The organism is Helicobacter pylori (assembly GCF_002832345.1).
Taxonomy (GTDB): domain Bacteria; phylum Campylobacterota; class Campylobacteria; order Campylobacterales; family Helicobacteraceae; genus Helicobacter; species Helicobacter pylori_CP.
In genome coordinates this window covers 1-613 of record NZ_PHLZ01000062.1, presented here as the reverse complement: position 1 = coordinate 613, position 613 = coordinate 1, and the positions used below count along the sequence as shown (strand labels likewise).

Annotated in this window: 1 protein-coding gene; it reads right to left on the bottom strand. The window is 36.4% G+C overall.

The features are described from left to right. Positions 1 to 103: 103 nt before the first annotated feature. On the bottom strand, positions 104 to 613 hold a 510-nt coding region (locus tag CXY28_RS08585), incomplete at its 5' end, for a putative barnase/colicin E5 family endoribonuclease (protein ID WP_157819751.1).

Below are 613 nucleotides of genomic sequence, written 5' to 3'. Positions count from 1 at the left end.
AATTGCTTTATAAGCTCGTTAGTGATTTCTTTCACTTCGGGCTGTTCTGTGAAATCTAGCGCGCTGTTAGGTAGATTAGGGTAATTCATTGCGTTCCTTATATTTAATTTTTTGTGGTAGGATTAGGCTCTACGGAGTTTAAAGAATTAAATGCCTTTTCTTTAGTGATTGCTTGCGGAGTAGACCGTAACGCTTGCTTCTCTGTATCATACAATTCATAACTGCTTATCACCCAATGATTTTCTAATTTTTCTTTTTTCCACTCATTATTTAAACCTACTCTCTTATTTCCATAATCTACAAACACACGCCCTAAATCATCCGTTCCTTTAGTGCCTTTCTCTAACACTTCAGGGATTGATTTAACTACATTCATGGCGTATTCTTTAGCTTCTGTTTCACTTAAGCCTTTCTTCATCTCGTTAGATATTCTACGCTCTAATATATGCGCTAATCCATAACCGTTGCTATCTTTAGTCTTTGGCGTTCCCCAAACCAAATCAATATCCCCTAAACCTTCCTTATAAAACGCTCCTGCTACAAAACCTTTTTTAGTTTCTAATAGCTTGTTAATCGCTCCTAAGCCATCACCTTTAAACTCGCTATAATTATG